The organism is Pseudomonas sp. NFR02 (genome assembly GCF_900119375.1).
Classification (GTDB): Bacteria; Pseudomonadota; Gammaproteobacteria; order Pseudomonadales; family Pseudomonadaceae; genus Aquipseudomonas; species Aquipseudomonas paracarnis.
The window spans coordinates 132,625-157,659 of record NZ_FPJJ01000008.1; the positions used below are offsets into that span (position 1 = coordinate 132,625).

Genomic DNA, 25,035 nt, shown 5'->3' on the forward strand with positions numbered 1-25,035 from the left:
ACTTAGGGCACTGATACACCGCCATCGCAGGCAAGCCAGCTCCCACAGGTCAGAGCGTTTTGGACATTCGTGCAGCCAGCAGAGCCCAGCCAAACAATGCCAGGCACACAATGATCAACGGCCACGAACGCCATTGCAGGTACGGCGTGAGGTTATGCATCGGCACCACCTCTCCATAGAGAATGCCGCGCTCGAACTGCGGGATCTGCGCGGTGATCTGCCCAAACGGGTTGATCAGCCCGGTCACGCCGTTGTTGGTGGCGCGGATCATCCAGCGGCCAGCCTCCAGCGCACGCATTTGCGCCATTTGCAGGTGCTGTAGCGGGCCGATGGAGCGGCCGAACCAGGTGTCGTTGCTGATAGTCAGCAGCAGGTCGCTCTGGGCCGACAGGCCGGCGGCGAATTCGGGGTACACCACTTCATAGCAAATGAACGGCGCAATCTGATAACCCTTGGCCTGCAGCATGGCCTGGTCAGAAGGGCCGCGGGCGAAGTCCGACATGGGCAGGTCGAAAAAGGCGATCAGCCCGCGCAACATGTCCTGCAACGGCACGTACTCGCCAAACGGCACCAGTTTCTGCTTGAGGTAGGTGCCGTCACCTTCACCCACCACGGTGATGCCGTTGAAATAGCGCTTCTGGTGGTGCACTTCCTGGCGAATCGGTACCCCGGTGATCAACGCACTGTCCCGGTCGGCGGCAAACTTGCCCATCATGCCCAGGTAGCCCTCGACGGACTCCTTGAGCACCGGCACGGCGGTTTCCGGCCAGACCAGCAGGTCGACGCGCTTGGAGCTCAGGCTCATGTCGCGGTACAGCGCCAACTGTGCATTGAGCTGGTCGGGGTCCCACTTCATGCTTTGCTCGACGTTGCCCTGAATCGCGGCCACGCTCAGCGGCGCGCCAGACGGCGACGTCCAGGCGTGATGCTTGAGCGCCAGGCCAATGGCCCAAGGTGCAACCAGCAATAACAGACCCGCGCCGATGAAGGCATTGCGCTTGCTGGCCAGCAGACGCGGCAGGTTGCACAGCAATGCGGCGGTGAGTGCGAGGGCGAAGGAAATCAGCCACATCCCACCCAATGGCGCGAGGCCGGTCAAAGGCCCGTCGAGTTGACTGTAACCGGAGTACAACCACGGGAAACCGGTAAGGAACCAGCCACGAAAGGCTTCCTGGCCGACCCACAACGCGGCGAACGTCAATGCATCCGCCAGTGGTGCTTCGTTACGGCGCAACCAGCGTGCCCATAACCAGGCGGGCAGGGCAAAGAACCAGGCGATGGCGGCGGTGAACAGCAGCATCAGGAACCCCGCCAGCAGCACCGAAGCGCCGCCGAAGTGGTGGATGCTGTAGTAGATCCAACTGGTGCCGGCGCCAAACAGGCCGAAGCCGAAACACCAGCCACGGGCCAGGGCTTGGCGGGGTGTCAGCTCCCGCAGGCCGATATAGAACAGGCCGACCGCTACCAGCGCCAACGGCCAGATATCGAACGGCGCCAGCGCCAGGGTTGTGATGGCGCCGGCCACCACGGCCAGCAAGTTACCGGGCCAGCCGGGTGCGATCATACGGCGCATGTCAGTCCTTAGCGGGCGATAGGTGTCAAACGGATCAGATGGATACGACGGCTATCGGCATTGAGGATGCGGAAGCGATACGCACCGATCTCGGTGGTTTCATTACGCTTGGGCAAATGCCCGAACGCACTCATCACCAGGCCGCCTACGGTGTCGAACTCATCGTCCGAGAACTCGCTGTCGAAAAACTCGTTGAAGTTCTCGATCGGCGTCAGCGCCTTGATCAGGAAATCACCGCTGGGCAGCGGCTTGATGTAGCTGTCTTCTTCGACGTCGTGCTCGTCTTCGATGTCGCCGACGATCTGCTCCAGCACGTCTTCGATGGTGACCAGGCCGGCCACGCCGCCGTATTCGTCAATCACAATGGCCATGTGATTGTGGTTGGCGCGAAACTCGCGCAGCAGCACATTCAGGCGCTTGGACTCGGGCACGAAGGTGGCCGGGCGCAGCAGGTCCTTGATGTTGAAGCTGTCGCCGTTCTCCTTGAGGATCAACGGCAGCAAGTCCTTGGCCAGCAGGACGCCCATGACGTCGTCATGGCTTTCACCGATCACCGGGTAGCGCGAATGCGCCGAGTCGATCACGGCCGGGAGGAATTCCCGTGGGGTCTGGGTCGCCTTGATGCTGATCATCTGCGAGCGCGGGACCATGATGTCGCGTACTTGCAGGTCAGCCACCTGGATGGCGCCCTCGACGATGGCCAGCGCTTCGCTGTCCAGCAATTTGTTCTGGTGTGCATCGCGCAGCAGCTCCAAGAGCTCCTGGCGGTTCTTCGGCTCGTGGGCAAAAGCCTGGGTCAGTTTACCCAGCCATGACTTCTGCCCGTTGCTCGATCGGTCTTCGCTCATAGCGATTACTCTAAATCCTTTGATATGACAGTTGAGTGTTGATCAGTTTTCGTCGTCTGCGTACGGGTCGCGGTGACCCAGCTCTGCAAGCAACGTTCGTTCCAGCGCTTCCATTTCCTCGGCTTCGTCATCGTCTATATGGTCGTAACCCAAGAGATGCAAGCAGCCGTGGATGACTAGATGGGCCCAATGGGCCTCAAGTTCCTTGCCTTGTTCGGCCGCTTCGCGTTCGACCACCGCGACGCAGATCACCAGGTCGCCCAGCAGCGGGATATCCAGCAATTCGTCGGGCACGTCGGCGGGGAAGGACAGCACGTTGGTCGCGTAGTCTTTCTGGCGCCAGGTGTGGTTCAGCTCACGGCCTTCGGCCTCGTCCACCAGACGAATGGTCAGTTCCGAGTCGGCGGTGCGCTGGCGCAAGGCCAGTTCACACCATTGGCGGAACTGGGCTTCGCTGGGGGCGGGCGCGTCGGTGGCCAGCTGCAGGTCTAGCTCAAGCATCGTGGCGAGCGTCCTTGGCGGGCGCGTCGTCGCGGTGTTCGAAACGCTCATAGGCCTCGACAATGCGCTGCACCAGCGGGTGGCGTACCACGTCCTTGGGCATGAAGTGCGTGAAGCTGATACCCGGCACGTCCTTGAGCACCTCGATCACCTGGCCCAGGCCCGACTTGGTGCCCTTGGGCAGGTCGACCTGGGTGATGTCGCCCGTGATCACGGCAGTGGAGCCGAAACCGATACGGGTGAGGAACATCTTCATCTGCTCAACGGTGGTGTTCTGGCTTTCGTCGAGGATGATGAAGCTGTTGTTGAGCGTGCGGCCACGCATGTAGGCCAGTGGTGCGATCTCGATCACCTGGCGCTCGATCAGCTTGGCCACGTATTCAAAGCCGAGCATCTCGTACAGCGCGTCGTAGAGTGGGCGCAGGTACGGGTCGATCTTCTGGGCCAGGTCGCCGGGCAGGAAACCGAGCTTTTCGCCGGCCTCGACCGCTGGGCGCACCAGCAGGATGCGCCGCACTTGCTCGCGCTCCAGGGCATCGACAGCGCAGGCCACCGCCAGGTAGGTCTTGCCGGTACCGGCCGGGCCGATGCCGAAGTTGATGTCGTTGCCGAGGATTTCCTTGACGTACTTCTGCTGATTCAAGCCGCGGGGGCGAATCATGCCTTTTTTGGTACGCAAGGCCACGCTGGCTTCGGCCACCGGGTTATTGGCCAGGTCTTCCACAGCCGATTCCTGCAGGTACAGGTGCACGGTCTCCGGCGACAGCTCGCTACCCTTGGTTTCGCGGTAGAGGCGGCGCAACAGGTTTTCTGCAGACGTGGTGTGTTGAGGTTCACCAATGAGCTCGAACTGATTGCCGCGGTTGCGGATCTCGATGCTCAGGCGTTGTTCGATCAGGCGCAGGTGCTCGTCGAACTGGCCGCACAGGTTGGCGAAACGGCGAGCCTCAAACGGCTCGAGGATAAAGCGATGGGGTTCTGCTATGGGTGCGTTCAAGGTTGCTTTTAGCCGCCCTTTGGCTGATGAGGTGAGAGAGAGAATAACGCCAGGCGCCGGTGTGCGAAAGCACTTAAATAGCTTGGCCCCACTCTCGATAACCCTGAAGAACCCCTGTGGGAGCTGGCTTGCCTGCGATAGCGGTGGGTCAGTTGGCACATAGGGCACTGATACATCGCTATCGCAGGCAAGCCAGCTTCCACATTTTGATCTTCATCCGGTCAGCGAGATCAGTTGATCAACGAGCCACGCAACGAGTGTGGCTGCGCCGCATCAATGTGCACATCGGCAAACTGGCCGATCAGCGTGGGATTGTCGCAGCGGAAGTTGACGATTCGGTTGTTCTCGGTACGCCCCTGCAATTCACCCGGGTCTTTCTTCGAATAATCTGTGACCAGAATGCGCTGGATCGAACCGACCATTTGTCGGCTGATTTCAAAGCCCTGCTGATTGAGGCGATGTTGCAGCGCGTTCAAACGCTCTTTTTTCAACGCTTCCGGGGTTTCATCCAGCAGGTCGGCAGCCGGGGTGCCCGGGCGCTGGCTGTAGACGAACGAGTAGGAGAAGTCGAAACCGACGTCCTCGATCAGCTTCATGGTCTGCTGGAAGTCTTTCTCGGTTTCGCCCGGGAAGCCGACGATAAAGTCCGAACTGATGCAGATGCCCGGCACGGCAGCGCGCAGTTTGCGCAATTTGGATTTGTATTCCAGCGCGGTGTGGTTGCGCTTCATCGCCGACAAAATGCGGTCCGAACCCGATTGCACCGGCAAGTGTAGGTGTTTGACCAGCTCTGGCACTTCGGCGTGGGCCTGGATCAGGCTGTCGGAGAACTCCAGCGGGTGGGAGGTGGTGTAGCGGATACGCTCGATGCCATCGACAGCGGCGACCACGCGGATCAATTCCGCCAGGTCGGCCAGGCGGCCATCATCGGTCTGGCCACGGTAGCCGTTGACGTTCTGGCCCAGCAGGGTCACTTCGCGCACGCCGTTTTCAGCCAGGTGGATGATTTCCGATAGCACATCGTCAAACGGCCGGCTGACTTCTTCGCCGCGGGTGTAAGGCACCACGCAGAAGGTGCAGTACTTGCTGCAGCCTTCCATCACCGACACATAGGCGCTCGGCCCATCGATGCGCGGTTCGGGCAGATGATCAAATTTTTCGATTTCGGGGAACGACACGTCAACCTGCGGCAGCTTGGTGATGCGTGCGGCGTCGATCATCTCGGGCAAGCGGTGCAGGGTTTGCGGGCCGAACACCACATCGACATAGGGCGCGCGGTCGCGGATCGCAGCGCCTTCCTGGCTGGCCACGCACCCGCCGACGGCGATCACCATGTCCGGGTTGGCCAGTTTCAATTCGCGCCAGCGGCCCAGCTGCGAATACACACGGTCCTGGGCCCGCTCGCGGATCGAGCAGGTATTGAGCAGGATCACGTCGGCATCTTCGGCGCGGGCAGTGACTTCCAGGGCCTGGTGTTCGCCCAGCAAGTCGACCATGCGCGAGCTGTCGTACTCGTTCATCTGGCAACCGTGGGTTTCGATGTAAAGCTTCTTGGCCATGGGAATCGTCAACTGGTGGTAAAGAACCGCGCATTATAGGGGGCATGCCCATTGGTTCCTAGCGCTGTGCATCGGGTGCCATGCTATAGTTCGCGCCCTCTTTTATATCCCCATGTGTTGTTCGCCCACCATGACCAAACGTGAAGCTCCAATCTATAAGGTGATTTTCCTCAACCAGGGCCAGGTGTTCGAAATGTACGCCAAGCAGATCTATCAAAGTGATCTGTGGGGCTTCCTGGAGGTGGAAGAGTTCGTCTTTGGCGAGCGCACCCAGTTGGTGGTCGATCCGGGCGAAGAAAAGCTCAAGGCCCAGTTCGAAGGGGTAGTGCGCAGCTTTGTGCCCATGCATTCGATTGTGCGCATCGATGAAGTCGAGCGCTTGGGGACGCCGAAGATCAGTGAAGCTCGGGGCATGAGCAATGTGATGCCGTTTCCGATGCCGATGCCTGAGAAGTGATCTGCAATTAATTTGTAGGGCGTTTCCGAAACTGCCTCTCAATGGATAGACATTTTGTTTGAAAGATAGCAAATTTTGTTTATTCAGAGAGGGCATCATGAATATACCAATAATAAGAAAACCTCGAAGTTTCCCCCGTTCGACTGCGTTTAATCACGCCACTCATTAGCGTCAAGTTCCATCACGCCGTCATTAACGAACTGACCTGTTCGGGAGTAGCCCTGTGCGCGATCCTCGCTATGACATTCTGTTTGAACCGATGCAAATAGGCCCGGTGCGTACCCGCAATCGCTTTTATCAAGTTCCGCACTGTAATGGCATGGGCCACGTGCACCCCTCGGCGATGGCGCGCATGCGCGCAGTGAAAGCCGAGGGCGGCTGGGGCGTGGTGTGCACGGAAGAATGCGAAATCAGCCCGCTGAGCGAGTTCTCACCTTATATAGAAGCGCGTCTTTGGGATGAACGCGATATTCCTGCACTGGCGCGCATGTGTGAGGGGGTACACCGTCACGGGGCGTTGGCCGGGGTAGAGCTGGCATTCAATGGTTACTCGGCGCCCAACCGCTACAGTCGCGAAATTCCCTGGGCGCCTTCCAATACCCCGGTGCGCAGTTACGACCCGGTGCAGGCTCGGGCCATGAGCCATGCCGATATCCGGCAATTGCGCGCCCTGCATCGAGCCGCCGCATTGCGCGCCCGGGAGGCGGGTTTCGACATCATCTATGTGTACGCCGGCCACGACTTGAGCGTGCCGTTCCATTTCCTCACGCCACGCAATAACCGGCGTACCGACGAATACGGCGGTACGCTGAAAAACCGTGTGCGCCTGTTGCGCGAGTTGATTGAAGACACTCGCGACGCAGTGGGTGATCGGTGTGCCGTAGCGGTCCGCCTGGCGGTGGATGAGCAAATGGCCGACGGCCTCAGCCGCGAGGGCGAAGGTGCCGAAATCTTCTCGATGCTGGCGGACCTGCCGGACTTGTGGGACGTCAATGTCGCCGATTGGTCCAATGACAGCGTGACGGCGCGCTTTGCCGGGGAGGGTTACCAGGAGGCCTTCCTGCTGGGGCTCAAGGCGCTGACCAGCAAGCCCGTGGTGGGCGTCGGCCGCTTCACTTCGCCGGACACCATGGTGTCTTTGGTTCGCCGTGGCGTACTGGACCTGATCGGGGCGGCCCGCCCTTCGATTGCCGATCCGTTCTTGCCCAAGAAGATTGAAGAGGGGCGCGCCGAGGAAATTCGCGAATGCATCGGCTGCAATGTATGTGTCAGTGGCGACCACACCAGCACGCCCCTGCGCTGTACACAGAACCCGACCATGGGCGAGGAGTGGCGGCGTGGCTGGCACCCCGAGTCGGTCAACCGTACGCAGCAACCCGGCCGGGCGCTGGTGGTCGGCGCCGGGCCATCCGGGCTTGAGTGTGCACGGATCCTAGGTGCGCGAGGGATGGAAGTGGCCCTGGTCGACAGCCTGCGCACCCTAGGCGGGCGTGTAGCGTTGGAAGCCCGGCTGCCGGGGCTGGCGAGTTGGGCACGGGTGATTGACTATCGACTGGATGCGTTGAGCCGCATGCCGTCAGTCGAGATCTATCGGGAAAGCCCCTTGCAGGCCCTGGATGTGCTGGATTTCGCCGCCGAGCATGTGTTCATCGCTACGGGTTCCCATTGGCGGCGGGATGGCTTGGGACGCGCCTTGCGCTCCCCCTTAACGGGCCTGGAGAGCCTGCCCGTGCTGACGCCTGATGACCTGATGGCGGGGGTGTTGCCCACTTCGCCGGTGCTGCTGTTCGATGACGATCACTATTACATGGGCAGCGTGCTGGCCGAACACCTGGTGGCGCGGGGTGTGGAGGTGATATTCGTCACCCCTGCGGCGGACGTGGCGGCCTGGACCCATAACACTCTCGAGCAGCACCGCATTCAGCGTCGTCTGATGCAGTTGAATGTCACGATCATACCGTCCCATACGCTGGTCAGCGTTAAGCCAGAGGGTGTGGTAGCGGGTTGCATCTACACCGAACGTACGCGGTTGATCCCAGCTGCAGCCTTGCTGCTGGTCACTTCCCGGGAGCCTGAGCAGGCGCTGTATCAGGCCTTGAACAACTCACCCGAACAGTTACAGGCGGCAGGCATCCGAACGCTGACGCTGATCGGCGACTGTGTGGCGCCGGGCACCATTGCGGCGGCGGTGTATTCAGGTCATCGCATCGCACGTGAGTTCGATGCGCCCGAAGGCTCGCTGATAGTGCGGCGGGAAATTCCATTTATCGAGGTGTAGTCAGTCCGACTGTTCAATCAATAACGAGGAATACAATAATGAAAAAAATACTCCTGATGTTATTCACCACACTCCTTATTAATTCATCGTTGTTTGCCAGCGATTATAAAGTGATCCGTTTCGCTGCCGATCCCAACTATGCGCCCTTTGCTTATAAAGACAGTACGGGCACTTTGACCGGTTTTGAAATAGATATTGGCAATGCAATTTGTGCACATTTGAATGTTCGCTGCCAATGGGTCGAGAGTGACTTTGACGGCATGATTCCCAGCCTCAATGCCGGCAAGATCGACGCCATCCTTGCTTCAATGACCATCACTGCCGCTCGGCAAAAGGTCATCGACTTTTCCTCGGAGGTGTTTTCCAGTCCCACTGCCATGGTGATGCGCCCTGGCACTGAGCTTTCCACAGGCATGGCCGTCGGCTATTTGCAGGGCAGTACTCAAGAAGTGTATGCCCGGCAAGTGCTCGCCGGGCAGGGTATGAAGGTGGTGGCTTATGCCGATCAGGAGCAAGTGTACGCGGACCTGCTGACAGGGCGTTTGCAGGCATCGCTGCAGGATGCTCAGCAAGCACAGAGCGGATTTTTACGTTCACCCCAAGGCGTCGGGTTCGTGCTGGGCCCGTTGATTGACAGCGAGTTGATGCCGTCCAAAAGCGGCATTGGCATCGCCAAGGGCAACCACACGTTGAAAGCGCTGTTGGATAAGGGGCTGGCTGCCCTGCACGCCGATGGCACCTACGCTCGCCTGCAAGAGCAGTACTTCCCCGGAGTGAACATGTTCAGCGGCCAATAACCGCCCTCAACGGCCAGCGAGGACACAATCATGCTACCTGCCTTCACTCAATTCGCCGCGTCCCTGGGCGGTTTTTTGCCGATGTTACTGCACGGGGTCTGGGTCACCCTGCAACTGGCACTGTTGTCATTGCTGCTGGGGCTGATCCTGGGCCTGCTGGGGGCAGGCGCCAAGCTGTCCAAGGTCAGGGCATGGCGCCTGTGCGCGCAGGTGTATACCACCTTGATTCGCGGGGTTCCGGACCTGTTGTTGATGCTGTTGATTTTCTACGGGTTGCAGACAGGCCTGAGTCGTCTGACCAGCGAATTGGGCTGGGCCTACATCGATGTCGACCCTTTCAGCGCCGGCGTGATCACTCTGGGGTTTATCTACGGCGCCTATTTCACCGAAACCTTTCGCGGCGCGTTGCTGGCTGTGCCCCGGGGCCAGTTCCAGGCTGCCAAAGCCCTTGGCCTGACCTTCAGGCAGAGTTTTGTGCATGTGATATTCCCGCAAATGATGCGGTTTGCCCTGCCGGGGCTGGGCAATAACTGGATGGTCTTGCTCAAGGCCACGGCGTTGGTGTCGATCATCGGCTTGGCAGACTTGGTGAAAGTGGCGCAGATGGCGGGCAAGAGCAGTCAGCAATTACTGGCTTTTCTGCTGCTGGCGGCGCTGGTTTACCTGTTGCTCAGCAGTGTTTCAAACGCGGCGTTGCGCTGGCTGGAGCGTCGGTATGGTGACGGTGTGCAGGAATCATCATCATGATCGAGCTTATCCAGGAGTATTGGCGGCCGTTTATCTATTCTGACGGCCAACAAATCACCGGCCTGGCCATGACCTTGTGGCTGACTAGCGCCTCTTCGTGCCTGGGCCTGCTGTTGGCGTTGCCACTGTCCATTGCCAGGACGTCCAGCCGACGCTGGCTGCGTTGGCCGGTGCAAAGCTTTACCTACGTGTTTCGCGGCACACCGCTGTATATCCAGTTGCTGATCTTCTACACCGGCATCTACAGCATTGGCGCCGTTCGCGAGCAACCGTTGCTGGATGCTTTTTTTCGCGAAGCGCTCAATTGCACCCTTCTGGCGTTTGCCCTCAATACCGCGGCCTACACCACGGAAATACTCGCGGGCGCGATCCGGGTGATGCCGCGCGGTGAAATCGAGGCTGCACGGTCGTTGGGTTTCGACGGTTGGAAGCTGTACGTGCACTTGATCATGCCCTCGGCCCTGCGCCGGTCGTTGCCCTACTACAGCAATGAAGTGATCTTCATGTTGCATTCCACCACCCTGGCGTTCACGGCAACGGTGCCGGATATCCTGAAAGTCGCACGGGATGCCAACGCTGCAACCTTCCTCACCTTCCAATCCTTTGGCCTGGCCGCGGCGCTCTACTTGTGCATTACGTTCGCGTTGATCTGCCTGTTCCGTCTGGCAGAACGACGCTGGCTGAGCTTTCTTGATTCGAATCGATAGGAGGCGATATGCAGACTTGCAGACATGAACTGTTGACGGCTGTGCCAGGTACCACGCGGCATATTCATAGTTTTCATTACGGCCCAGCCGATGCGCCGAGCAAGGTTTACATCCAGGCTTCCCTGCACGCCGATGAGTTGCCGGGGATGTTGGTGTTGTGGCATCTCAAACAACGGCTGGCAGATCTGGAGGCCAAAGGTGCGCTGCGTTGGCAGGTGGTGCTGGTGCCGGTGGCCAATCCGCTGGGTTTGGAGCAGGTGCTGATGGACGTGCCGCAGGGGCGCTTCGATAACGACAGTCGAGAGAACTTCAATCGCTTCTTCGTCGACGTCAGCCAGCAGGTCGGGGATCAGGTCCAGGATGTTCTGACTGATGATCCTGCGCATAACCTGCACCTGATCCGCGCGACCTTGCGGCAAACCCTTGTCAGCCAGGTGCCGGGGACCCAGCTGCATTCCCTGCGCCTGGCCCTGCAAACGCTGGCCTGTGACGCCGACAGAGTGCTGGACCTGCATTGTGATTTCGAGGCGGTGCAGCACCTGTACCTGGCACCGGACGCCTGGCCCCAGGTGGAACCGCTGGCGCGGTACCTGGGCGCCCGGGCCTGCTTTATGAGCCCGGACGCGGGCGGGCATTCGTTCGACGATTGCTACACCTTGTTCTGGGCACGGATGCAGGCGCGTTTCCCTGGGGTCTTTGCGGCGCCGGGTTTTGCCGTGACCGTGGAGTTGCGCGGCGTGGCTGATGTGAGCCACGGGCTGGCGCGACAGGATTGTCAGGCGTTGATCAACTATCTGACTTTGCAGGGAGGCGTTGAGGGGCAAGCGCCTCCACTACCGGCGTTATTGAGTCCGCCAACACCCTTGGCGGGGGTCGAGCCGGTGGTGAGTGCGGTGGGAGGCTTGATTGTGTTTTGCGCGCAGGTGGGGGATTACCTGGAAGCAGGACAAATCGTGGCGCACGTCATAGATCCGATTACAGACCGTGTGACCGAGGTAGTGTGTGAGCGTGCAGGGCTTTTGTATGTACGATCAATACGCCGAATGGCAAGCGCCGGTATGGCGATTGCCCACGTCGCAGGGGCCACGGCGTATCGACAGGGCTACCTGTTATCGCCGTGATCAAGGCAGGGGAGAGAAAGGCGAACGCCCATCGGCGCTCTGCAACTCCCGCAGGTAGTTGCGGAAAATCTGCCCCAGCACCTGGGTCGCCACTTCCAGTTCATCGCGCTGCATGTGCTCGGCGACTTCGTCGGCGGTGTCCAGCGCGTCTTCGGCGCCATTGACCGCGGCCATTTTCAGCACGATGTACGCCTGAATGTTGTTGGCCGGCACGCCTTCGCCTTTGAAGAACATGTTGCCCAACTGGTATTGCGCCTGGGCGTGGCCCTGCAACGAGGCTTTCTCGAAGTAGCTCAACGCTTTGTTGAGGTCAACGGCCGGGTTCTTGCTGTCGTGGTAGTACTCGCCCAACTCGTATTGCGCCTGCGCATCCCCGTCCTCGGCCTGTTTCTGGCACGCGCTCAGGGCTTCGGCCTGGCTCTCTGGCTGGGTATTGAGGGTGCAACGACCCATCGCTGGAATTAACAACGAGTTGCCGCCGGCCTGGGCATGTGCCAGTAGCGGTTGAAGGAGCAACAGGCAGCCCAGAACCAGGGTGCGGCCGGTGCGTTTCATGGGAATCGACTTACCTCTGACGGGGCGCGCGGACCCTCGAGGGAGTCCAATAAGCGCGCATTATGAAATAAGCAGGCCTCTGCTTACAAAGTCTTTACTCGTTTTTCTGCTGCTTGGGCAAGTTATCTGCCGGATTGCAGTGCAATTCTCGAAAAAACCAGGAATTCTCTGTAAGCAAAGTAGCAAATCTGACGCTGCCAGGGGCAACGTCAGAGGTTGCCGTCACTTATTTCAGGGCCGCGAAGGCGCGCTCGGCAGCATCCAGGGTCAATTTCAGTTCGGCTTCGCCATGGGCAATCGAGGTGAAGCCGGCTTCAAAGGCGCTCGGCGCCAGGTACACGCCGCCTTCGAGCATCAGGTGGAAGAAGCGCTTGAACAGCTCGGCATCGCTGCCCATCACGTCATCGAAGGTGACGATATCGTCGGCGCCGCTGAAGTACAGGCCGAACATGCCACCGGCCTGGGTGGTCACAAACGGGATGCCGGCGGCGTCGGCGCGTTGTTGCAGGCCGTCGAGCAGGCGCGTGGTGTAGTCGGTCAGCTCGGCGTGGAAGCCCGGGCGGCTGATCAGGCGCAGGGTGGTCAGGCCGGCGGCCATGGCCAGTGGGTTACCCGACAAGGTGCCTGCCTGGTATACCGGGCCGAGCGGGGCGATGTGTTGCATGATCTCGCGCTTGCCGCCGAAGCAGCCTACCGGCATGCCGCCGCCGATGATCTTGCCGAAGGTGCTCAGGTCTGGCGTAACGCCGTAGTAAGCCTGGGCGCCACCGAGGGCGACCCGGAAACCGGTCATCACTTCGTCAAAAATCAGCACCACGCCATGCTTGTCGCACTGCTCGCGCAAGCCCTCAAGAAAACCCGGGGCCGGTGGAACGCAGTTCATGTTGCCGGCAACCGGCTCGACGATGATGCAGGCAACGTCCTGGCCGACTTCGCTGAGCATCTGCTCGACGGCTGCGATGTCGTTGAACGGCAAGGTCAGGGTGTGCTTGGCGAATGCCGCAGGTACGCCAGCGGAATTGGGGACGCCCTGGGTCAGCGCGCCGGAGCCGGCTTTCACCAGCAGGCTGTCGGAGTGGCCGTGGTAGCAGCCTTCGAACTTGATGATGTTGTCGCGGCCGGTGAAACCACGGGCCAGGCGGATCGCGCTCATGGTGGCTTCGGTGCCGGAGCTGACCATGCGCACCATTTCCATCGACGGCACGATCGAGCAGACCAGGTCGGCCATCTCGGTTTCCATCGCGGTCGGGGCGCCGTAGGACAAGCCGTGTTGCAGTTGCTGGCGCACCGCCTCCAGCACATCCGGATGGCTGTGGCCGAGGATCATCGGGCCCCAGGAGCCGACGTAGTCGACATAGCGCTTGTCGTCTTCATCGGTGACGTAGGCGCCTTCGGCATGCTTGAAGAACAACGGCGTGCCGCCCACGCTCTTGAACGCACGCACGGGGGAGTTCACACCGCCGGGGATGTGTTTCTGGGCGTTGGCAAACAGGGTTTCGGAACGGGACATGATCGGGCTCTCTAAACTGAAGATTTAAGAAGGTCGTTGAATGCACGGGCGCGGCGGGTGACTTCCTGGGTGCTGTCGGCACCGAACAGGCCATGGACCACGGCGAGCAGGTCAGCCCCGTGGGCCACCAGCGGCTCGGCGTTTTCCAGGGTGACGCCGCCGATTACGCAGATCGGCAGGTGCAGGCGCTTGCGGGCCTGGGCCAGCATGTCAACGGTGGCGGCGGGTGCGCCGGGTTTGGTCGTGGAATTGAAGAAGCGGCCGAAGGCGACGTAGCTGGCGCCTTCTTTGGCGGCCTGTTCGGCCAGTTCGATCTGGCTGTGGCAGGTGGCGCCGATGATCGCCTTGGCGCCGAGCAGTGCCCGGGCCGAGGTCAGCGGGCCGTCGGTCTGGCCCAGATGTACGCCGACGCCCAGTCGCGCGGCCAGTTCGGCATCGTCGTTGATGATCAATTGAGTCTTGTAGCGCGAGCACAGTTCATAGAGCTTTTCGGCTTCACGCAGGCGCCGTGTCTCGTCGCTGCTTTTGTCGCGGTACTGCAACAGGGTGACGCCACCGTCCAGCGCCGCCTCGACGTAGGCGAGGAATTTGCCGGCCAACAGTTGGCTGTCGGTAATGGCGTAAAGGCCGCGTAGTTTCATCGGGCAAACCCCTTGCTGACGAGCGATAAGTTACGAGCAGAAATCCAGCGGCAATCGACGCGGCACGAACTGGCCCTGGCCGAGTTGTTCGGCATCACGCAGGGTACGCCACGTGTAGTTGAGAGCCGTTTGCACGGCGCTGGCCAAACCTTCGCCTTGGGCAATGCGCCCGGCCAGCGCACTGGCCAAGGTGCAACCCGAGCCGTGATAACCGCCGGGCAAACGCTGGCAGGTAAAGGTCTGGCGCGTGCCGTCGCGGCTGTACAGGCGGTTGTGCACTTCGTGCTCGTCGCCATGGCCACCGGTGATCAGCAGGTGCTTGATGTACGGCAACAGCTTCTCGGCGCAGTCGTCGGCGCTGCCGTCGGGCAGTTCCGCGAGGATGCGCGCTTCGGGCAGGTTGGGGGTGGCGATCAATGACAAGGGCAGCAGCCGCTCGCGCATTGCATAACCGACCTCGTCCTTGCCCAGGCTACCGCCGCCGCCGGCGCGCAGCACCGGGTCGCAGACCGCCGGCAAATGCGGGTGCGCCTGCAGCAGTTCGACCACGGTGTCGACCATCGCGGTGGAGCCGAGCATGCCCAGCTTGACTGCCGCAACTTCAGAGTCGCCGAGCACGGCATTGGCCTGGGCCAGTACCCACTCACGGTCAAGCACGCGGAAATCACTGACATTGACAGTATTTTGCACGGTCAACGCGGTGACGGCCGGGGCCGCGTGGCAACCCTGGGCGAGCAGGGCTTCGATATCTGCCTGCAGGCCGGCGCCACCACTGGGGTCGTGGCCGGAGAGACAGAGGACAACGGGGCGAGAGCTGTAGATATTCATGGTGCGCGAGCTTACCACCAAACGCTTTTTGCGTGGCTGCCTGGCGATGGCAGGAGTTTGCCGCTGCGGCGCGATTTGCCGTGGCTGAGCGCTGCATTGAGATGAGCTGAAAGCATTGCCCTAGAGCTGTCCTAAAAAAAGTTCCCGCGGTGGCTAATGGCTTTTACTGGCTATGCTAAAGTGCATCCAAACAACTTACTGTATCGCCGGTGTACGTCTTCTCAAAAGGAATGGGGGGCTTTTGACACAACCGGACCAGGCTACGCTGGGGCTCTATGCGCTATTTGCTGATTTTTTTATTGTGCGGGCTGCCGATGCTCGCCAGCGCCGTCGAGTTCAACCAGGACACGCGAAGCCTCCCGTTGGGCCGGGTCATGCAAGTGCTCGAAGACCCAACCGATGCCCTCACCATCGCCGATGTCAGTTCCCCCGCCTATGCCGCCCAATTCAAGACCCACGACAAAGACACGCTCAATGCCGGCTATTCACGCTCGGTGTTCTGGCTGAAGGTCAACCTGCACTACACCGCCAAAGATCCCCGGGCACCGCGCACCTGGTTTCTGGAACTGGCCTACCCGCCGCTCAATCGCCTGGACCTTTACCAGGACGACGGCACTGGTCACTTCCGCCTCACCACCCGCACCGGCAGCGCGTTGCCGTTTTCCAGCCGTGAGGTGAGCCAGAGCAACTACCTGTTCAAGCTCAGCTTCTTGCCCGACCAGCAACAAACTGTCTACCTGCGCTTGCAAAGCCAAGGCTCGATCCAGGCACCGCTGACATTATGGGCCGGCACCGCCTACATGGAGGAGCAGCCGCTGCGCTTGTACGTGCTCGGCGCCATCTACGGTGTGTTGCTGGGCATGCTGATCTACAACCTGTTCATCTACCTGAGCGTGCGCGACACCAGCTACCTGTATTACATCCTCTATATCGCCTCGTTCGGCTTGTATCAGCTGTCGGTCAATGGCGTCGCGGTGGAGTACTTCTGGCCGAACAACCCGTGGTGGGCGAATGCGGCGGTGCCCTTCCTGATCGGCTCGGCGGCCTTGTTCGGCAGCCTGTTCGCGCGCAGTTTCCTGCACACCGCGCAGCACAGCCGCTGGCTCAACCGTATCCTGCTGGCGCTCGCGGCCTGTGGAGGGTTGGTGATGGCACTGGCGTTGTTGACCAGTTACGCCGTGGCCCTGCGCCTGGCCACTGCGCTGGCGCTGGTGTTTACCGTGACCATCTTCGTGGCGGCCATCAAGGCCTGGTATTGCGGGCAGCGCATGGCGCGTTATTTCATCATCGCCTGGTCGGCTTTCCTGCTCGGCGGGGTGGTCAACACCCTGATGGTGCTGGGTTACCTGCCTAACGTGTTCCTGACCATGTACGCCAGCCAGCTCGGCTCAGCCATTGAAGTGGCGCTGTTGTCCCTGGCCCTGGCCGACCGCATCAACGGCATGCGCGAACAGCAGGCGCAGATTCTCCTCGATGCCAGCCAGAAGCTGGAAGCGCTCAACCAGCAACTGGCCCGCAGTAATCGCCTCAAAGACGAATTTCTCGCCACCCTGACCCACGAATTGCGCACGCCGATGAACGGTGTGATCGGCTCGCTGGAGCTGATGCAAACCGTGTCATTGGACGATGACCTGACGCAGTACCAGCAAACCGCCGCCGGCTCGGCGCGGGACATGATGCGCATGGTCAACGGCATCCTCACCCTCACCGAATTGCAGGCCGGTCGCCTGGTGGCCCAGCCGCAAGTGTTCAGCCTGCGCGGCACGCTCGATACCTTGCGCCAGCAATTCACCGGCAGCGCCCAGAGCAAAGGCCTGGCGTTCTCCATTGATGTGGCCGATGAGGTGCCGGACCGGCTGATCGGCGACGCCGACAAACTGCTCCAGTGCCTGGATTGCCTGCTCGATAACGCTTTCAAATTCACCCACGTCGGCGCGGTGCGCTTGCGAGTGGTGGGCGTGCCCCAAGGGGATGGCGCCTTGCACCTGAGCTTTATCGTCACCGACACCGGTATCGGCTTCGCCTTTCTCGATGAGGCCACGCTGTATCAGCGTTTCTTTCAGTTGGACGGCTCGATGACGCGTGAATACGGCGGCCTGGGCATTGGCCTGGCGATCTGCCGGCAGTTGATCGAACTGCTGGGCGGGCGCCTGACCCATCATTCTGAGCCCCGTAAAGGCAGTCGCTTCCAGTTGGAAGTGGACGTCAGCGCCGTGCCGCAGCAGGGGACGCCCGCCACGCAAACGCTGCCTGCACAGCGTGCGCCTCAGGAGTGCACGGTGCTGTTGGTGGACGACAACAGCGTGGGCCAACTGGCGGTGCGTGGCATGTTGCTCAAGCTCGGTTACCGGGTCAAAACCGTGGACAGCGGCCCGGCGGCACTCGCTGCATTGCAAGGGCATAGCTTCGACGCCGTGCTGCTGGATGTGCCAGAGGGTGGCTTTTCGTTGTGCTGTCAGATTCGCGCATTGCCTGGCTGCGGTGAATTGCCGGTGATCGCCCTGAGCTCTTCGCCCAATGGGCCGGAGCGTGAGCGCTGCCATGGCATTGGCATGACGGATCGGCTGGCCAAGCCGGTGCGTTTCGATGCTTTGCAGGCGGCACTTGAACGTAGCGTGCTGTGCGCGGATGAGGGTGAAAGCGCCGAACATTCGGCGCGTATGCCACTTTTTTAAGGTCTTGCACGGTGCTTAACTGAATTCCGGGCCACTGTTCATGCGGCCTTTTTTCCAGGAGGCCCGTCATGAACCTGCATCAGTTTGCCGAAACCCACGACGTCACCAACCAGCCACCGTCCCTGGACGGCACCAACCTGTATCGCATCGACTTGCCTTTGCAGGAATGGTCACGCCGCTTTGGCGCCGGCTGGGCCCAAGCGCGCATTGATGCCTACGGCGCGCTGGCGGGTGGGCCGTTGATGGCAGCCGGCTTCCTGGCCAACCAGAACAAACCGGTGTTCAGCAGCCATGACCGTTATGGCCATCGCATTGACCTGGTTGAGTTTCACCCGGCTTATCACGAGCTGATGCGCACCGCCGTCGAGCATGGCCTGCCGTCGTTGCCGTGGGCCCATCCCCAGGCGGGCGCCCATGTGGCGCGTGCGGCGATGACCTACCTGCACAGCCAGGCCGAAGCCGGCAGCGGCTGCCCGCTGACCATGACCTTCGCCTGCGTCCCGGCCCTGCGCCTGCAACCGGAGCTGGCGGACCTCTGGCTGCCTAAAGTCCTCAGTACCCAATACGACCCCCGCAATGTCGGCATCGCCCACAAGGCCGGCGCTACTATCGGCATGGCCATGACCGAGAAGCAGGGCGGCACCGACGTGCGCGCCAACACCACCCGCGCTTACCCCGTGGGCGCGAGTGGCCCTGGCCAAGCCTACGAGTTGGTGGGGCATAAGTGGTTCTGCTCGGCACCGATGTGCGATGGCTTTCTGACCCTGGCCCAGACCGACAAGGGCCTGACCTGTTTCCTGCTGCCCCGGCACCGCCCGGATGACACGCGCAACGAGTTCTACATCCAGCGCTTGAAGAACAAACTCGGCAACTGCTCCAACGCCTCCAGCGAAGTGGAATTTCGCGGCGCCCTGGCGTGGATGGTCGGTGAAGAAGGCCGCGGCGTTCCAACCATCATCGAAATGGTTGCCATGACCCGCTTCGATTGCATGGTCGGCTCCAGCGCCTTGATGCGTCAGGCGCTGACCCAGGCCAGCCATCACTGCGCTCATCGGCAGGTGGGTGGCCGCGTGCTCAGCGAGCAGCCGCTGATGCAGAACGTGCTGGCCGACCTGGCCCTGGAAAGCGAAGCGGCCCTGGCCTTGAGCCTGCGCATGGGCCGCGCCCTGGATCATCTTGATGATGCGCATGAAGCCAAATTCGCCCGGCTGGTCACGGCCGTGGGCAAGTACTGGATCTGCAAACGCGCGCCCGCGATGATCAACGAAGCCGCCGAATGCATGGGCGGTGCCGGGTATGTGGAGGACAGCATCCTGCCGCGCCTTTACCGCGAGGCACCGGTGAATTCGACGTGGGAAGGTTCCGGCAATGTGCAGTGCCTGGACGTATTGCGTGCCCTGTCCAAAGAGCCGGGGGTACTGGAGGCGTTGTTTGTGGAGCTGGGCGATGGCCACGGCGACAAGCAGTTGGCGCGGCATATCGAGCAGTTGAAGGCGGCATTCATGGACACCCAGGACATCCAGTATCGGGCGCGGCAACTGACCGAGGACATCGCCCTGGCGTTACAGGCCAAGTTGTTGCTGGAGGCGGGTAATGCGGCGGTGAGTGATGGGTTTATCGCCAGCCGGCTGGGTGAATCGTCGGGGCGGGTATATGGCACCTTGCCGCGTGGCGTCGACGTGGAAGCAATTGTCGCCCGCTCAACCCCGCAATCGCTCTGAATAAACACAATCCAAATGTGGGAGCTGGCTTGCCGGCGATAGCGGTGGTGCAGCCAGCAATTATGTAGCTGATAGACCGCTATCGCAGGCAAGCCAGCTCCCACCTATCAACGCATTCCACTTCTGGTGTTTCGGTGAGGCTTGGATACAGGCAAGATAAAGGCCTGCAAGTCAGAACACAGGATGCTTACCGTGACCGAAGCTTTTGTTGTCGTTAAAACCGCCGAAGAAGCCGTGGACCGGCTGGCGGCGCTGCATGAGCGTGCCACTGGCGCGCTCAACCAGGCGCTCAAGCAATACCTCAAGGACCGCGTCGAGCCCGACGCCGAGCAGCGCGCATTGTTTCGCTACCCGGAACTGCGCTTGACCTACCACTGCCACGGTGAAGTCCCCCAAACCACTCGGGCGTATGCCAAGGTGCAACTGCCGGGGACCTACAGCGTCACCGTGACCCACCCGGCCGCGTTCCGTAAGTACCTGCTGGAGCAACTGGTGCCGCTGATGCACGACTTCACCGTCACGGTGGAAGTGGGCGTCAGCCAGCAGAACATCCCGTACCCCTATGTGGTGGAGCAGGGCGATGAACTGGCCGGCTCCGGCGTCACCGCCGCGACCCTGGCCCGTGTATTCCCCAGTACCGACCTGTCCGCCGCCACCGACGGCATTGCCGATGGCCTGTACGACTGGGAAAACACCGACCCGCTGCCCCTGGCCCTGTTCGATGCCGCCCGTGTGGACTTTTCCCTGCGCCGCCTGGTGCATTACACCGGCAGCGACTGGCGCCATGTACAGCCGTGGATCCTGCTGACCAACTACCACCGCTACGTGGACCAGTTCATCCTGCATGGCCTGGAGCAACTGCGCAGTGACCCGCGTTTTATCCGCATGGTGCTGCCCGGCAACGTGGTGATCGACAAGAGCATGGACCACGGCGAAGCCTCGGCCATTGCCGCCGGCGTGGTCTGGCACCGCTACCAGATGCCGGCGTATCACCTGCAGGCCACTGACGGCCACGGCGTGACCCTGGTGAACATCGGCGTGGGCCCGTCCAACGCCAAGAACATCACCGACCACCTGGCCGTATTGCGCCCGCATTGCTGGCTGATGATCGGCCACTGCGGCGGCTTGCGCCAATCCCAGACCATCGGCGACTACGTACTGGCCCACGCCTATATGCGCCGCGACGGGATTCTGGACCGTGTAGTACCGCCGAACATCCCGATCCCGGCCCTGGCCGAAGTGCAGCTGGCGCTTCAGCAAGCGGCGGCGAAAGTCACCGGCGAAAAAGGCGAAGAGCTGAAAAAACGCCTGCGCACCGGTACCGTGCTGACCTACGACGACCGTAACTGGGAACTGCGCTGGGCCCAGGAGCGGCCGCTGATCAACCTGTCTCGCGCCGTGGCCGTGGACATGGAAAGCGGCACCATCGCCGCCCAGGGTTACCGTTTGCGCGTGCCTTACGGCACCTTGTTATGCGTATCCGACAAGCCGCTGCACAGCGAGATCAAGCTGCCGGGTTCGGCCAACGCGTTCTACGAGCGTGCGGTCAGCCAGCATTTGAAGATCGGCATCGAGGCGGTCGACCTGTTGCGCACCGAACTCAACTCGTTGCACTCGCGCAAACTGCGCAGCTTCGACGAACCGCCGTTCCGCTAAGCGGTTGGGATGGTCATTTGGCGGTCAGGCCACTAGCATTGTCGGTCCTGACCGTTAGATGTTCCTTTGCCATGTCCCGTCCTACCCGTCCCGATTCGCGCCGCCCAGGCGTGAAACCTTCGCAGCCTGTTCGACGTGTCGCCAAGGCGCCACCGGCCGAGCCGAAGCTGATCCTGTTCAACAAACCGTTCGATGTGCTGACCCAGTTCAGCGACGAAGGCGGGCGCGCGACGCTCAAGGATTTTATCGATATTCCCGGTATTTACCCGGCGGGGCGCCTGGACCGTGACAGCGAAGGCTTGCTGCTGTTGACCAACGATGGCCAGCTTCAGGCGCGCATCGCCGATCCCAAGCACAAATTGGCGAAAACCTACTGGGTGCAAGTGGAAGGTGAGCCGACTGAAGAACAGCTGCAACGTCTGCGCGATGGTGTCGAGCTGAACGATGGCATGACCTTGCCTGCCGAGGCTCGACAACTGGATGAACCGGCGTTATGGCCGCGCAACCCGCCGGTACGCTTTCGCAAAAGCGTGCCGACGCATTGGCTGGAGTTGGTGATACGTGAAGGGCGCAACCGTCAGGTACGGCGCATGACCGCAGCAGTGGGCCTGCCGACGCTGCGCCTGGTGCGCGTGCGCATTGGCGACTGGTCTATCGACGGCCTGGATCAAGGCCAATGGAAGGCAGTGCCGGCGCGCTTATAAGGCGCCGGATTCAATCAGGCCGATCACCACGCTCTTGATGATGAACGCTGCCACACCAAGGCCCAACACGAAAAACAGGATGAACGAACCAAAGCGCCCGGCCTTGGATTTTTTCGCCAGGTCCCAGACGATAAAGCCCATGAAAATGATCAGGATAGTGACCAGGCCGGTCATCATCCATTCTTCAAACAGGGCGGGGTCGATGTTGTTCATGGGACTCTTCCGACAAGACAAGCGAGCAGTATACGGCAGCGTCACAAACGCAACATTGACCTGAGTCGTACGCGATCAAACGGTGGGAGCTGGCTTGCCTGCGATAGCGGTCTGTCAGTGATCGTGAGGCAAACTGGCCCGCCGCCATCGCAGGCAAGCCAGCTCCCACCGTTGAACATCGTTGTTCTCAGGTGCGCAGGTGGGTCAGGGGCAGTTCGGTGCTGTTGAGCACTTGGTTCAGCACAAAGCTGGAACGCACGCTGGTCACCCCTTCGATCCGGGTCAGATGCCCCAGCAGCAATTTTTGATAGTGATCCATGTCCGGCACTACCACCTTCAACTGGTAGTCCGCATCCATCCCGGTCACGAGGCTGCACTCCAGCACTTGCGGCAGGGTGCGGATGGCGGCCTCGAAATTCTCGAAGCGTTCCGGCGTGTGACGGTCCATGCCGATCAATACATAAGCGGTGAGGCTCAGGCCGAGCATCTTGCGGTCGAGCAGGGCGACCTGGCGGGCGATGTAGCCGTCGTCCTCCAATTGCTTGACCCGGCGTGAGCAGGGCGAAGGCGACAGGCCGATGCGTTCGGCCAGCTCCTGGTTGGAGATCCTCGCGTCGCGCTGCAATTCCGCCAGAATACTCAGGTCGTATCGGTCAAGCTTGCTCATTGGGTTGGCCTTTGTCGTAACTATTGCGGTTAATTATCCATGAAGGGTTAAAAATTGCGCAAGCACTGTTTATTGACGCAATCTTCGCAATCCTCTGCCCGCCCGGCACGCCTATGATTACCAACAGAATCACCGCCTGGACAACAGTCCACAGCAACGCGCCCAATCAGGCCCGTTGCGGCCGCCGCCCCAGCAGGGTTGAGCCGGCCTCCAGGCTGCACACTGTCCACAAGACGGCGTGAGGTGAGCCAACGTCAAAAGCGTTGAGCCAGGACGAAATTCTCAAGGGGTGGCCGACGGGTCACCCCTTTTTCTTTGTGCGCGTTTTGCCTTCAGAAAATAGTTCTCGTGACTGATAACCTGTCTCAGAACCGGGCGAGGCTTTTCCAGTCTCATGATCAAGCCCCAATCCGCAGTGAGGAAAAGCATGAAGCGCATCTGGCGTATGGCAGGTGTTGGTTTGCTGGTGGTCAGCGTCGGCTCCCAGGCGATGGCCGACGAACGCGATAACTCACCGGGCCAGGGGCAACGGCCTGAGCACAATCAGCCACGCCCACAAAACCCGCAGGGTGATCGTGGCGGCCAGCACGAGGGTGGCCAATGGCAAGGTCGGCCTCAAGGTCATGAGCCGGGGCGACCAGCACCGCAACCGCAACCCTCCAATAACCTGCCGATCCAGGGCCGGCCCGATACCGTGCGCCAGACCCAGGAGCCGCGCCAGGGTTATTACCGTGATATTCCCAGACGCCCCGATGACAACCGGCATTGGGAGGCCGGCGGCCCCGGTTCGCGTCCGGGTAACGATCGCCCCGGTGATAACCGCTGGCCAGGCCGCCCCGACGGGCATGGCAACGGCTGGGGCCCGGGCCCGCAACATCGCCCTGGTTATGTCATCGACCGTTTCCCCGATCGCAATTACCGCGTGCCTTACCGTGGCCAGGACTACTTTTTCTCCGGTGGCTACTGGTATCGCCCCCAAGGCCCGCGCTACGTGGTGGTGACACCGCCCTACGGCATCCGCGTGCATTACCTGCCGGACTACGCACGTGAAGTGTGGGTAGGCGGCTCGCTGTTGTTCCTCGCCGCAGGCGCCTATTACGCCTACGAGCAAAGCACCCAACAATACGTGGTGGTACAACCTCCGACGCAGGTGCCATCACCTCCGCCGACGCCTCAAGGCAACGGTTATGACGTGGTGGCTTACCCGGCCAACGGCCAGTCGCCAGCCCAGGTACAGCAGGACGGCTACGACTGTTATCGCTGGGCGGTGCAACAAAGTGGCTTCGACCCGCGCACCGTCACCTACGCCCCGGACCCTGCGGTGGTGCAAACCTACCGCCAGGCCCAGGGCAACTGCCTGGGCAGTCGGGGGTATCAGGTGCAGTACTAGGCCTTGTTACCGGTGACCACTTCCCGTGGGTCGGCGTGCACCAGCACTTCGGCTTTCGGGTATTCCCGGTGAATGGCATCGGCGGCCTGGTCGCTGATGCCATGGGCCACCGACAGCGTCAATTCCCCCGGCAACTCCAGGTGCAACTGCACAAACCAGTGGTTGCCGGAAACCCGCGTACGCAAGTCGTGGGCACCCAGCACGCCGGGCACGCCACGGGCCAGCTCCAGCATGTGCTGGCTGACATCCGGCGGTAGCTCTTCATCCATCAACACCGCAAAGCTTTCCCGGGCGATCTGGATCGCGCTCCACAGAATGTAAGCGGCGATTCCCAGGCCGAACCAGGCGTCGACCTGATGAAAGCCAAAGCCTGCCAACACCAGCGCAATCAGGATGCTGCCATTGAGCAGCAAGTCTGAGCGGTAATGCAGCGAGTCGGCACGCACCGCGTTGGAGCCGGTCTCGCGCACCACGTGGTGTTGCAGCATCAGCAGGGCCACGGTCAGCCCCAGCGACAAGATAATCACGCCGATACTCAGCCACGGTGCGCCGACCGGCTCCGGATGCTTGAGCCGTTCATAGGCCTGGAGCGCAATCAGTACCGCACTGCCGGCGATAAACAAGGCTTGCGCCATACCCGCCAGCGACTCTGCCTTGCCATGCCCATAACGATGATCGTCATCGGCGGGGCGCAGGGCGTAATGCACCGCCAGCAAGTTCAGCAGCGAGGTCACGCCGTCGAGCAGCGAGTCGGTCAACCCGGCGAGCATGCTCACCGAGCCGCTGAGCCACCAGGCGATGGCCTTGGTGATAATCAGCACACAGGCCACGCCCACCGAGGCGCGGGTGGCCAGGCGCAAGAGCCTTGCGTGTTCGGGGCTGCTGGTCAT

At 61.2% G+C, this 25,035-nt stretch carries 23 protein-coding genes; 11 read left to right on the top strand and 12 right to left on the bottom strand.

The window, feature by feature from the left end:
- Nucleotides 1–49: 49 nt before the first annotated feature.
- The 5 genes from lnt to miaB all read right to left on the bottom strand — a co-directional run bounded on the left by lnt (nucleotide 50) and on the right by miaB (nucleotide 5,478).
- Nucleotides 50–1,573 carry an apolipoprotein N-acyltransferase gene (gene lnt / locus BT199_RS22435; RefSeq protein WP_014720074.1) on the bottom strand — a complete coding sequence of 508 codons (1,524 nt, stop codon included), beginning with the start codon at nucleotides 1,571–1,573 and terminating at the stop codon, nucleotides 50–52.
- 8 nt (nucleotides 1,574–1,581) lie between these two features.
- Nucleotides 1,582–2,421, bottom strand: a complete 840-nt coding sequence (locus BT199_RS22440) for an HlyC/CorC family transporter (RefSeq protein ID WP_003194444.1) — start codon at nucleotides 2,419–2,421, stop codon at nucleotides 1,582–1,584.
- A 42-nt stretch (nucleotides 2,422–2,463) separates the two neighbouring features.
- The gene (gene ybeY / locus BT199_RS22445) at nucleotides 2,464–2,922 is read right to left on the bottom strand and encodes an rRNA maturation RNase YbeY (RefSeq protein WP_019818065.1); all 459 of its coding nucleotides are present in this window, start codon (nucleotides 2,920–2,922) and stop codon (nucleotides 2,464–2,466) included.
- On the bottom strand, nucleotides 2,915–3,919 hold the full coding sequence (locus BT199_RS22450) for a PhoH family protein (RefSeq protein WP_019818064.1): 1,005 nt from the start codon (nucleotides 3,917–3,919) through the stop codon (nucleotides 2,915–2,917). Before BT199_RS22450 ends, ybeY begins: the two co-directional genes overlap by 8 nt.
- A gap of 230 nt (nucleotides 3,920–4,149) precedes the next feature.
- The gene (miaB, locus tag BT199_RS22455) at nucleotides 4,150–5,478 is read right to left on the bottom strand and encodes a tRNA (N6-isopentenyl adenosine(37)-C2)-methylthiotransferase MiaB (protein ID WP_014720071.1); all 1,329 of its coding nucleotides are present in this window, start codon (nucleotides 5,476–5,478) and stop codon (nucleotides 4,150–4,152) included.
- 130 nt (nucleotides 5,479–5,608) lie between these two features.
- On the opposite strand from miaB, the gene BT199_RS22460 reads away from it, so the two are divergent.
- From BT199_RS22460 to BT199_RS22485, 6 genes are all read left to right on the top strand, one after another.
- Nucleotides 5,609–5,935, top strand: coding sequence for a DUF1820 family protein (locus BT199_RS22460; RefSeq protein WP_003215457.1), 327 nt, complete (start codon nucleotides 5,609–5,611; stop codon nucleotides 5,933–5,935).
- Between the two features lie 223 nt (nucleotides 5,936–6,158).
- Complete coding sequence (locus tag BT199_RS22465) at nucleotides 6,159–8,213, top strand: oxidoreductase (RefSeq protein ID WP_072435478.1); 2,055 nt, start codon at nucleotides 6,159–6,161, stop codon at nucleotides 8,211–8,213.
- Between the two features lie 38 nt (nucleotides 8,214–8,251).
- Nucleotides 8,252–9,010, top strand: coding sequence for a transporter substrate-binding domain-containing protein (locus BT199_RS22470; protein WP_019818062.1), 759 nt, complete (start codon nucleotides 8,252–8,254; stop codon nucleotides 9,008–9,010).
- 30 nt (nucleotides 9,011–9,040) lie between these two features.
- Complete coding sequence (locus BT199_RS22475) at nucleotides 9,041–9,757, top strand: ABC transporter permease (RefSeq protein WP_072435479.1); 717 nt, start codon at nucleotides 9,041–9,043, stop codon at nucleotides 9,755–9,757.
- Nucleotides 9,754–10,464: an ABC transporter permease gene (locus BT199_RS22480; RefSeq protein WP_072435480.1), complete on the top strand. Its 711-nt coding sequence runs from the start codon at nucleotides 9,754–9,756 to the stop codon at nucleotides 10,462–10,464. Before BT199_RS22475 ends, BT199_RS22480 begins: the two co-directional genes overlap by 4 nt.
- A gap of 8 nt (nucleotides 10,465–10,472) precedes the next feature.
- Nucleotides 10,473–11,585, top strand: coding sequence for a succinylglutamate desuccinylase/aspartoacylase family protein (locus tag BT199_RS22485; RefSeq protein WP_072435481.1), 1,113 nt, complete (start codon nucleotides 10,473–10,475; stop codon nucleotides 11,583–11,585).
- Here BT199_RS22485 and BT199_RS22490 read toward each other — a convergent pair whose 3' ends face one another.
- The 4 genes from BT199_RS22490 to BT199_RS22505 form a co-directional block, all read right to left on the bottom strand.
- On the bottom strand, nucleotides 11,586–12,140 hold the full coding sequence (locus BT199_RS22490) for a tetratricopeptide repeat protein (protein ID WP_072435482.1): 555 nt from the start codon (nucleotides 12,138–12,140) through the stop codon (nucleotides 11,586–11,588). It abuts the gene before it with no gap.
- Nucleotides 12,141–12,366: 226 nt separating this feature from the next.
- On the bottom strand, nucleotides 12,367–13,650 hold the full coding sequence (gene hemL / locus BT199_RS22495) for a glutamate-1-semialdehyde 2,1-aminomutase (RefSeq protein WP_019818059.1): 1,284 nt from the start codon (nucleotides 13,648–13,650) through the stop codon (nucleotides 12,367–12,369).
- A gap of 11 nt (nucleotides 13,651–13,661) precedes the next feature.
- Nucleotides 13,662–14,291, bottom strand: a complete 630-nt coding sequence (gene thiE / locus BT199_RS22500) for a thiamine phosphate synthase (protein WP_072435483.1) — start codon at nucleotides 14,289–14,291, stop codon at nucleotides 13,662–13,664.
- Between the two features lie 30 nt (nucleotides 14,292–14,321).
- A complete protein-coding gene (locus BT199_RS22505) occupies nucleotides 14,322–15,119 on the bottom strand; it encodes a hydroxymethylpyrimidine/phosphomethylpyrimidine kinase (protein ID WP_072435484.1) in 798 nt (265 codons plus the stop codon).
- 275 nt (nucleotides 15,120–15,394) lie between these two features.
- Between BT199_RS22505 and BT199_RS22510 the strand changes: the two genes are divergently transcribed.
- From BT199_RS22510 to BT199_RS22525, 4 genes are all read left to right on the top strand, one after another.
- A complete protein-coding gene (locus tag BT199_RS22510) occupies nucleotides 15,395–17,794 on the top strand; it encodes a hybrid sensor histidine kinase/response regulator (protein ID WP_072435485.1) in 2,400 nt (799 codons plus the stop codon).
- 68 nt (nucleotides 17,795–17,862) lie between these two features.
- Entirely contained in the window at nucleotides 17,863–19,515 is a 1,653-nt protein-coding gene (locus BT199_RS22515) for an acyl-CoA dehydrogenase family protein (RefSeq protein WP_072435486.1), read from the top strand.
- Nucleotides 19,516–19,698: 183 nt separating this feature from the next.
- On the top strand, nucleotides 19,699–21,171 hold the full coding sequence (amn, locus tag BT199_RS22520; protein WP_161981173.1) for an AMP nucleosidase: 1,473 nt from the start codon (nucleotides 19,699–19,701) through the stop codon (nucleotides 21,169–21,171).
- A 71-nt stretch (nucleotides 21,172–21,242) separates the two neighbouring features.
- On the top strand, nucleotides 21,243–21,875 hold the full coding sequence (locus BT199_RS22525; protein WP_005791693.1) for a pseudouridine synthase: 633 nt from the start codon (nucleotides 21,243–21,245) through the stop codon (nucleotides 21,873–21,875).
- Here the strand turns inward: BT199_RS22525 and BT199_RS22530 are convergent.
- Both BT199_RS22530 and BT199_RS22535 read right to left on the bottom strand, forming a co-directional pair.
- Complete coding sequence (locus BT199_RS22530; RefSeq protein WP_025999909.1) at nucleotides 21,870–22,079, bottom strand: DUF2788 domain-containing protein; 210 nt, start codon at nucleotides 22,077–22,079, stop codon at nucleotides 21,870–21,872. The genes BT199_RS22525 and BT199_RS22530 overlap by 6 nt on opposite strands.
- A gap of 196 nt (nucleotides 22,080–22,275) precedes the next feature.
- Entirely contained in the window at nucleotides 22,276–22,755 is a 480-nt protein-coding gene (locus BT199_RS22535; RefSeq protein WP_003194418.1) for an Lrp/AsnC family transcriptional regulator, read from the bottom strand.
- Between the two features lie 427 nt (nucleotides 22,756–23,182).
- On the opposite strand from BT199_RS22535, the gene BT199_RS22540 reads away from it, so the two are divergent.
- Entirely contained in the window at nucleotides 23,183–24,145 is a 963-nt protein-coding gene (locus tag BT199_RS22540; RefSeq protein ID WP_038451614.1) for a DUF6515 family protein, read from the top strand.
- Here BT199_RS22540 and BT199_RS22545 read toward each other — a convergent pair.
- Entirely contained in the window at nucleotides 24,142–25,035 is an 894-nt protein-coding gene (locus tag BT199_RS22545) for a cation diffusion facilitator family transporter (protein WP_072435487.1), read from the bottom strand. The two genes, BT199_RS22540 and BT199_RS22545, sit on opposite strands and share 4 nt — an antisense overlap.

What these genes read in the sequence shown, in the direction of transcription:
- BT199_RS22440 (WP_003194444.1), bottom strand. Translation starts at nt 2,421, where the DNA reads ATGAGCGAAGACCGATCGAGCAACGGGCAGAAGTCATGGCTGGGTAAA.
- miaB (WP_014720071.1), bottom strand. Translation starts at nt 5,478, where the DNA reads ATGGCCAAGAAGCTTTACATCGAAACCCACGGTTGCCAGATGAACGAG.
- BT199_RS22490 (WP_072435482.1), bottom strand. Translation starts at nt 12,140, where the DNA reads ATGAAACGCACCGGCCGCACCCTGGTTCTGGGCTGCCTGTTGCTCCTT.
- BT199_RS22515 (WP_072435486.1), top strand. Translation starts at nt 17,863, where the DNA reads ATGAACCTGCATCAGTTTGCCGAAACCCACGACGTCACCAACCAGCCA.
- BT199_RS22510 (WP_072435485.1), top strand. Translation starts at nt 15,395, where the DNA reads ATGCGCTATTTGCTGATTTTTTTATTGTGCGGGCTGCCGATGCTCGCC.
- BT199_RS22485 (WP_072435481.1), top strand. Translation starts at nt 10,473, where the DNA reads ATGCAGACTTGCAGACATGAACTGTTGACGGCTGTGCCAGGTACCACG.
- BT199_RS22460 (WP_003215457.1), top strand. Translation starts at nt 5,609, where the DNA reads ATGACCAAACGTGAAGCTCCAATCTATAAGGTGATTTTCCTCAACCAG.
- thiE (WP_072435483.1), bottom strand. Translation starts at nt 14,291, where the DNA reads ATGAAACTACGCGGCCTTTACGCCATTACCGACAGCCAACTGTTGGCC.
- BT199_RS22535 (WP_003194418.1), bottom strand. Translation starts at nt 22,755, where the DNA reads ATGAGCAAGCTTGACCGATACGACCTGAGTATTCTGGCGGAATTGCAG.
- BT199_RS22480 (WP_072435480.1), top strand. Translation starts at nt 9,754, where the DNA reads ATGATCGAGCTTATCCAGGAGTATTGGCGGCCGTTTATCTATTCTGAC.
- lnt (WP_014720074.1), bottom strand. Translation starts at nt 1,573, where the DNA reads ATGCGCCGTATGATCGCACCCGGCTGGCCCGGTAACTTGCTGGCCGTG.
- amn (WP_161981173.1), top strand. Translation starts at nt 19,699, where the DNA reads ATGCTTACCGTGACCGAAGCTTTTGTTGTCGTTAAAACCGCCGAAGAA.
- BT199_RS22545 (WP_072435487.1), bottom strand. Translation starts at nt 25,035, where the DNA reads ATGACCAGCAGCCCCGAACACGCAAGGCTCTTGCGCCTGGCCACCCGC.
- BT199_RS22525 (WP_005791693.1), top strand. Translation starts at nt 21,243, where the DNA reads ATGTCCCGTCCTACCCGTCCCGATTCGCGCCGCCCAGGCGTGAAACCT.
- hemL (WP_019818059.1), bottom strand. Translation starts at nt 13,650, where the DNA reads ATGTCCCGTTCCGAAACCCTGTTTGCCAACGCCCAGAAACACATCCCC.
- BT199_RS22540 (WP_038451614.1), top strand. Translation starts at nt 23,183, where the DNA reads ATGAAGCGCATCTGGCGTATGGCAGGTGTTGGTTTGCTGGTGGTCAGC.
- BT199_RS22470 (WP_019818062.1), top strand. Translation starts at nt 8,252, where the DNA reads ATGAAAAAAATACTCCTGATGTTATTCACCACACTCCTTATTAATTCA.
- BT199_RS22475 (WP_072435479.1), top strand. Translation starts at nt 9,041, where the DNA reads ATGCTACCTGCCTTCACTCAATTCGCCGCGTCCCTGGGCGGTTTTTTG.
- BT199_RS22505 (WP_072435484.1), bottom strand. Translation starts at nt 15,119, where the DNA reads ATGAATATCTACAGCTCTCGCCCCGTTGTCCTCTGTCTCTCCGGCCAC.
- ybeY (WP_019818065.1), bottom strand. Translation starts at nt 2,922, where the DNA reads ATGCTTGAGCTAGACCTGCAGCTGGCCACCGACGCGCCCGCCCCCAGC.